The 6,551-nt window shown below is 40.3% G+C and carries 4 protein-coding genes; 2 read left to right on the forward strand and 2 right to left on the reverse strand.

Annotated elements, in window-relative coordinates; translation table 11 throughout:
• Positions 1–1,154, forward strand: a 1,154-nt coding sequence (locus AB1397_07380; GenBank protein MEW6482795.1) for a hypothetical protein, incomplete at its 5' end; no start/stop codon positions are given.
• A gap of 76 nt (positions 1,155–1,230) precedes the next feature.
• On the opposite strand, the gene AB1397_07385 is transcribed toward AB1397_07380, so the two are convergent.
• Together AB1397_07385 and AB1397_07390 are read right to left on the reverse strand one after the other, a co-directional pair.
• Entirely contained in the window at positions 1,231–1,833 is a 603-nt protein-coding gene (locus tag AB1397_07385; GenBank protein MEW6482796.1) for a type II secretion system protein, read from the reverse strand.
• Positions 1,834–1,940: 107 nt separating this feature from the next.
• Entirely contained in the window at positions 1,941–4,886 is a 2,946-nt protein-coding gene (locus AB1397_07390) for a fused MFS/spermidine synthase (GenBank protein ID MEW6482797.1), read from the reverse strand.
• Positions 4,887–5,106: 220 nt separating this feature from the next.
• Here AB1397_07390 and hslU point away from each other — a divergent pair, with 220 nt between their 5' ends.
• Positions 5,107–6,417, forward strand: a complete 1,311-nt coding sequence (gene hslU, locus AB1397_07395; GenBank protein ID MEW6482798.1) for an ATP-dependent protease ATPase subunit HslU — start codon at positions 5,107–5,109, stop codon at positions 6,415–6,417.
• The last annotated feature ends 134 nt before the right edge of the window (positions 6,418–6,551 follow it).

Consider the following 6,551-nt stretch of genomic DNA (forward strand, 5'->3'; position numbering starts at 1 on the left):
CAAACCTCGATAGAGCTTATTTTGTGCGGGGGAATGTTTATTATCTTAAAAACCAATTCCTCGATTCTTTCAAATCCTACATAAAGGGAGCCTTCCTTTCCTCTTCATTAGACAACTTTTATTTTTATCTGGGGGAGGCATTTTCTTTAAGATGGTTTCCCTTATATCTATTTACCTATCTTTTTATCTGGCTTGACTCGTTTATTCTCCTTATGATCACCCATTGGATAGGAAATTTCTTAATCAGGGGCTATCCTATGCTTTGTAGATATATCATAAAGAAAAGGTGGATTTTATACCTTTATCTTCCCATAGCCATTCTTTTTTTATTCTCCCTTTTCATTTCCAAGGATGTGATAAAAAATGTTCCTTTAGAGCTTATAAAACCATACCTTTTCTTTCTTCTCCTTTATCTTCCTTCTGGGATTATCTTGGTTCTCCTTTTTTCCCTTATCATTACAGCCTTGATAAAATGGCCTCCCCTTCGCATATACCTCTCCTTTGTCCTGATTAGCCTCTCTATTGATATAGCGATGATTATGCTCATTACCTGCCTATTCCCATTCTTTATTGAGCATCCTATGGTCTATGAGGTAGCATTAGTGGTTGCTCTGGTATTTAGAAGGCTTGCCTGGAGGCTTTTTCTTTTTATCATCGCCATTTATTGGCTTTTGTATCGCTATCTCATCTCAAAGGGGCTTCGTTATATAAAGGAGGATAACCTTGAAAAGGCTATATCTATATTTAAAAAAGCCCTCCTCTCTATCAGAATCATAAAAGCCATTGAGCCTACCTATTCTTCAATGGCATCAGAGGCACTCTTTGGAATGACCTTAGTCTATTTTAAAAGGAATGAGCCCCTTTTAATCCCCAAAGCCTGGCAATTGATAGAAAGATCTATAGAGGAGTGGTGGCCTTTAAACCATAAGGCAAACTTTCTCTATCATCTATCATTCAGCCTTTCAGAGATAATGGAAGGAAGAATAGAATCTGCTAAGGAGTCTTTTTTAAAGATGCTTAAGCTGCCTGAATTTAAAAGGAAAATCCCTTTCATCCATGTGCTTTGGGAAACGATAAATCGGGATGACTTTTTAAAGCTAAAAAGAGATGAGAGGGGCAAATACCTCTTTTCTCTTTTGGTTGACTTAAAATAAATTCCCTCGATAGCAGTTTGCCATAAAATAAAAGAGGGCGGCAGCTGCCGCCCTCTCTTTCTCTTAACCCCCTGGCTTATTCACAGCGATACTGGTAATATGGGGTGCCATATGTATCAAGGCAATCACAGTCTATTACCACCTCACCCCTTCTATCTCCACACTGGGTTGCTAGATATAACCAGCCTCCATCACATGCCTCCGAACTAGCCCTTCCTGGACACTCAGCATTATTATAGTTTGCGGCCGTTGCTCTGTTTCCTTTTTGTCCCAGTACTGCGGCTTGTAGCTCGGTGTCAGTAAGAGTGCCATCGCTATTCGCATCCGCACCTGTAACAAATACTACTGCTCCATTATCGCTTCCATTTCCACTGTGTACACCCCTGCTTAATAGTGCTACAGGAACATCTAACAGGTCATCATCATTTCTGTCGGGATAGAGGGGAGCAAGTATCCTGCCGTAAAGATCGTTCACGTCTGTTGGATAGTCCATCTTTCCAAGGTCTCCCTGTGAGCCATTAAATATCCCGGTATAAAGATTCTTAAGGTTCTTTCCCGTTGTCCTTTCTCTGGCTCGATCAATCAAAAGACCTACCCTAGGAAGGAGCATTGCCAGTAATATCCCAATGATTGCAACCACAATCATTAACTCAATCAAGGTAAAACCCTTTCTCTTCATCTTCTCTCACCTCCCTTTTTTAAAATTTATTCCCTTCAATACTTTAAGTATTGATTTCTATATTAAATATACTATAAAAATTAAATTTTGTCAAGTTTTTTTAAAGCTTATTTAAAATACAATAGCCGATTAACCCTTTGCCATAAAACCCCATCCCCCTTTTTCAAAATAGGCTTCCCATTGCTTCCTTTAATTGCCTGCTCAAGAAGGACTTCTACCCTTTCCTTTTCAACCCTTTCTGAGAGCAAAAGGAGGGCAAGCTGAAGGCTACACCAATTCTTTTCATAAACATCTTTACCCCTCTTAATTCCTTGCTCAAGTAAGGATTTCAGTCCATCTATGGGATAGGGAACCACCCAGTTTCTATATTTTAATCTCGCAATTAAAACCCCTGCCTTTTTGCGAAAGGAGGCCCCCTCAAGCCCTATTTTTGACCATTCACCCTCTTTTTCTGGCATTTGCCTGATAAAGGGAATCAACTCCACTCCCATTTCTTCCCTTTCTAGCCTGGAAAGGGGATACTTAGCCGGATTGCTTAAATGGGCCTTTAGCCTTAAAGCAGAAGCAACCGGCAAAACAGATCCCGAAACCTTATCCCTTACAGAGAGCAAAAGGGAGTTAAACCTTTCTTGAGAAAAGGGAAAATCCTGCCAATTCTTATACCTCATCGCGATAAGATATTCGGGAAAGTAGCTGGATGTCTCCTGGTTTAATAAAAGAGCTGCTGGCACAGACTCTTCTTGAAAAAAGCTTTTACCGGCAATGTAATGAAGGGAGGGACGATCCATTGTCTGAAGAGGAAAGCGAGAAAAGTAATCAAAGAGATAGGAAGGAGTCCAGATCTCCCTGATTAAAATCTCATCTATGGAATTAAAATTTATCTCTTCTAATGAAGCCTTTACCTTTTTATTTTGGTTTAGGGTTTCACCCGCCCTTTCTATATCCTTAAGGGAAAAGGGTTTGTTGGAAGCAAGGATGAGAAGGTCTCCCGCATTGGCAATAAATACATGCGAGCACTTAAATTCCTCCTGAAGGGTGTTGATCATCATTCCCACCATAGAAGGGCTAGCCGAATAGATTTGAACCCACTGCAGCAATATCCCTTTCTCGCTCAGGTGTTGCTTTACTAGACGGTAAAATTCCTTGGTAAAGAGGAGATCTACTCCGGTTACCCAGGGATTGCTCGGCTCTGAGATTACAATATCCCACTTTTCTTGGCTTCTTCCTAGAATGCGAAATGCATCGCCAATATGGATCTTAACCCTTGGATTTTTATGGAGATTATAGGTGGACTGGTAAAAATATGGTAGGGCTTTTACTACGGTTGGCGAGATCTCAGCCAGATCAATTCTTTCAATATCTGGGTAAAGTGACATCTCTCCTGCGGTAACCCCTGTACCCAAACCAATCACCATAACCTTTTTTCTTTTTTCGGAAAGAAGGGCGGGAAGATGGGCAGAAAGCTTAAGGGTGTAGATGTCTTCTGTGGTGGAAGAATCTGACTTGCCATTAACGATAATGGCTAAGGATTTTTTACTTTTAGTTGAGGCTTTTAGGCTTTCAATTACTGAGACAGTGCAGCTTGGCCCATCCTTATAAAATCTTAAGGCTTGTCCCTGGTGAAATCTTTTGAAAAAATTAGAAGGGCCACTTAGTGAATAGGGAAGTCGCCTCATCTCGCGAAATGTCCCGATCATAAAGTTCTCTATACGGTAGAAAGGGGTATAGAGAATAGAGAAAAAAACTAGAATTGCCAAAGCTAGAGCAGGTAGATAATAGTTTCTCCCTAAGTGCCAACCAGAGAGAAGGGTAGAACAGGCAGAGAGAAAAATAGCGACTAAGAAAATGCCTGGGTTATTTAAAAAATAGTAGAAAACAATACCACCGGCTAAGCTTCCCATAAGATTTCCTATTGTATTATAGGAAAAAAGGAATCCCGAGTGCCTGCCTACATTTTTAAGGTCTTCTTTTAACTCGTGAAAGGCAATGGGAAGGGTAGCACCCATAAGTGATACTGGCAGGATTAAGACTAGGGTCATCGCTAAAAATACATAGGTGTAATAACCAAAAAAGCCTACCATATTTGGTTGAAATGCTATACGGATCACATGTGCCCAGTAAGGCCAGGTGTCAAGGGAAAGGTAAACCAAGGGTAGTAATAATGTAATGGCTAGTTGATTGGCAAACAATAAATATCTGGGCAGGGTTTTTAATCTTTCAACCAGAAAGCTCCCGCAAGCGATGGAAAGGATAAAAACGGCTACGATCATGCAAAAAGAATAGGAGGAGCTGCCTAAGGAAAGATTGGTAATCCTTATCAGCACATTCTCTAAGACCATAACATAGAAACCACTTAAGAAGGCTATCCCATAGAGGATATAGGGTGGATATCTCAATTGGGTTAAGCCCTTTATCCTAACACTCTCAGAACTTAAAGGGGATTCCTGCGATTTTCCTTTTATCATACCAAGCAGATAGAAGAATATGGATGCTCCTAGATTCCCCAGGGCAGTGATCGCCATAGTAAGTGGCAGGCCAAGGCTGGGAATCAGATAAAACCCAGCCAGCAATGTACCCAAAAATGCTCCGGCTGTATTTATCGCATAAATCCTGGCATGAACACGGGTGGATTCGACAAGATTCCTTGATATGGCACGGGTTAGAAATGGAATAGTGCCCCCCATACACATCGTGGGCAGAGCCATAAGGAGTGCCGAAGAGAAAAGCCCCTGGAAAATTATCAAAAAAGGAGGCGAAAAACTCCAATTTCGGGTAAAAGATTCAACTTTGCTAAAGATATTGGGAAAGTAAGAGCACCACAAGGCAATGGCTACTTCCAGCAAGGCATATCCCTTAAAATGGTTCTTGACCAGGGTGGTCAATTTGCCGCACAAATAGTAACCCAGGGATAATCCACCCAGGAAGATCGCCAGGATGATTGCCACAGCGGCTGTGTCGTTGCCCAGCAACCTGCTTAAGTATTTCTGCCAGGTTACTTCATAAACAAGCCCGGTTGCCCCGGTTAAAAACACAAAAAAATAGATAAACATCATCTAATTATACCACAACAATCAATTATAGGCAACGATTGTTTTCGATTTATACTACCATCTTCCCTCTGTATTGATAAAGTTAACCTTCTTCATTCTAAACACAGACAAAAAATCAATTGCTTTTGTATAGCTTCTCACAATTGACTTTTTCCCCATCTTTTTGTAAGATTTTAACTTTAGAAATTTCTTCAATAACGCTTTTGAATTTTATAAAACGCTAATGAAGCTTACGCCATCTGAGATTGTCGCTGAGCTAGATAAATATATCATCGGACAAAAAGAGGCAAAGAAGGCTGTAGCTATTGCTATGCGCAATAGATACAGAAGGATAAGACTTCCCGATGAGCTAAAGGATGAGGTTTGTCCAAAGAATATCATTATGATTGGACCAACCGGGGTTGGAAAAACAGAAATCTCAAGAAGGGTTTCCCAGCTTGCTGACCTTCCCTTCTTAAAGGTTGAGGCAACAAAATTCACTGAGGTAGGATATGTGGGTAGGGATGTAGAATCTATGGTAAGAGACCTTGTGAATATCACAGTAAATATGATAAAGGCAAGGGAATATGAGAAGGTAAAGGATAAGGCAGCCTCCTTTGTTGAAGAAAGGCTTGTCTCCCTCCTCCTTCCCGCAGGAAAACAAGAGCCAAGGGAGGAGACAAGGGAAAAGATAAGGAGAATGCTTAAAAGTGGGGAAATGGAGAAAAGGCTTATTGAGATTGAGGCAAAGGAAACACCTCCCATGGTTGAGGTATTTGCTATGCCAGGGATGGAAAGCATCTTTGACTCTGGTCTCTTTGAAAGCCTCTCTAATATCCTTCCCGGAAAGAGAAAGAGAAAAAAAATATCTGTGGAGGAGGCGAGGAATATCCTTTTGCTTGAAGAAACAGAAAAGCTTATTGACCATGATAAGGTTGTTAAAGAGGCGATAAAAAAGGTTGAGGAAGAGGGTATAATATTTCTTGATGAGCTTGATAAAATTTGTGGCAATAGTAAGGGAAGCTATGGGCCAGATATTTCAAGGGAGGGTGTTCAGAGGGATTTGCTTCCTATTGTTGAAGGCTCAACGGTGATGACAAGGTATGGCCCTGTAAAGACAAATCACATTCTATTTATTGCCGCAGGCACATTTGCTGCCTCCAAACCATCTGACCTGATTCCTGAGCTTCAAGGAAGATTTCCCATAAGGGTTGAGCTTTCATCATTAAAAAAGGAGGATTTTAAGCTTATCCTGGTCAGCCCAAAGAATGCCTTGATAAAACAATATAAAGCCCTCCTTAAAACAGAAGGAATTGAGCTTGTTTTTCCAGAGGAGGCAATAGATGAAGTGGCAGGGATTGCCGCCTTGGTTAATGAAAGGACAGAGGACATAGGAGCAAGGAGGTTATATACCATTATGGAAAAGCTCCTTGAGGACATCTCATTTCAGGCACCAAATATTGCTGAGAAGAAGGTTATAATAGACCCTCCCTATATCAGGAAGAAATTGGAAAAGATTATAGAAGATAAAGATTTGAGTCAATATATCTTATAAATGCAATACTTATAGTTAATTCCATAACGCTTTACAAAATGTATGTGTTTAGATAATCTTAAGGAAAACTTTATAAAATTATGAATTTTGAATGTTGAATTTTGAATTAAAAGGGGAAAAATTTTATAAAACTT

This window comes from bacterium (genome assembly GCA_040756715.1).
Taxonomy (GTDB): Bacteria; UBA9089; UBA9088; order UBA9088; family UBA9088; genus JBFLYE01.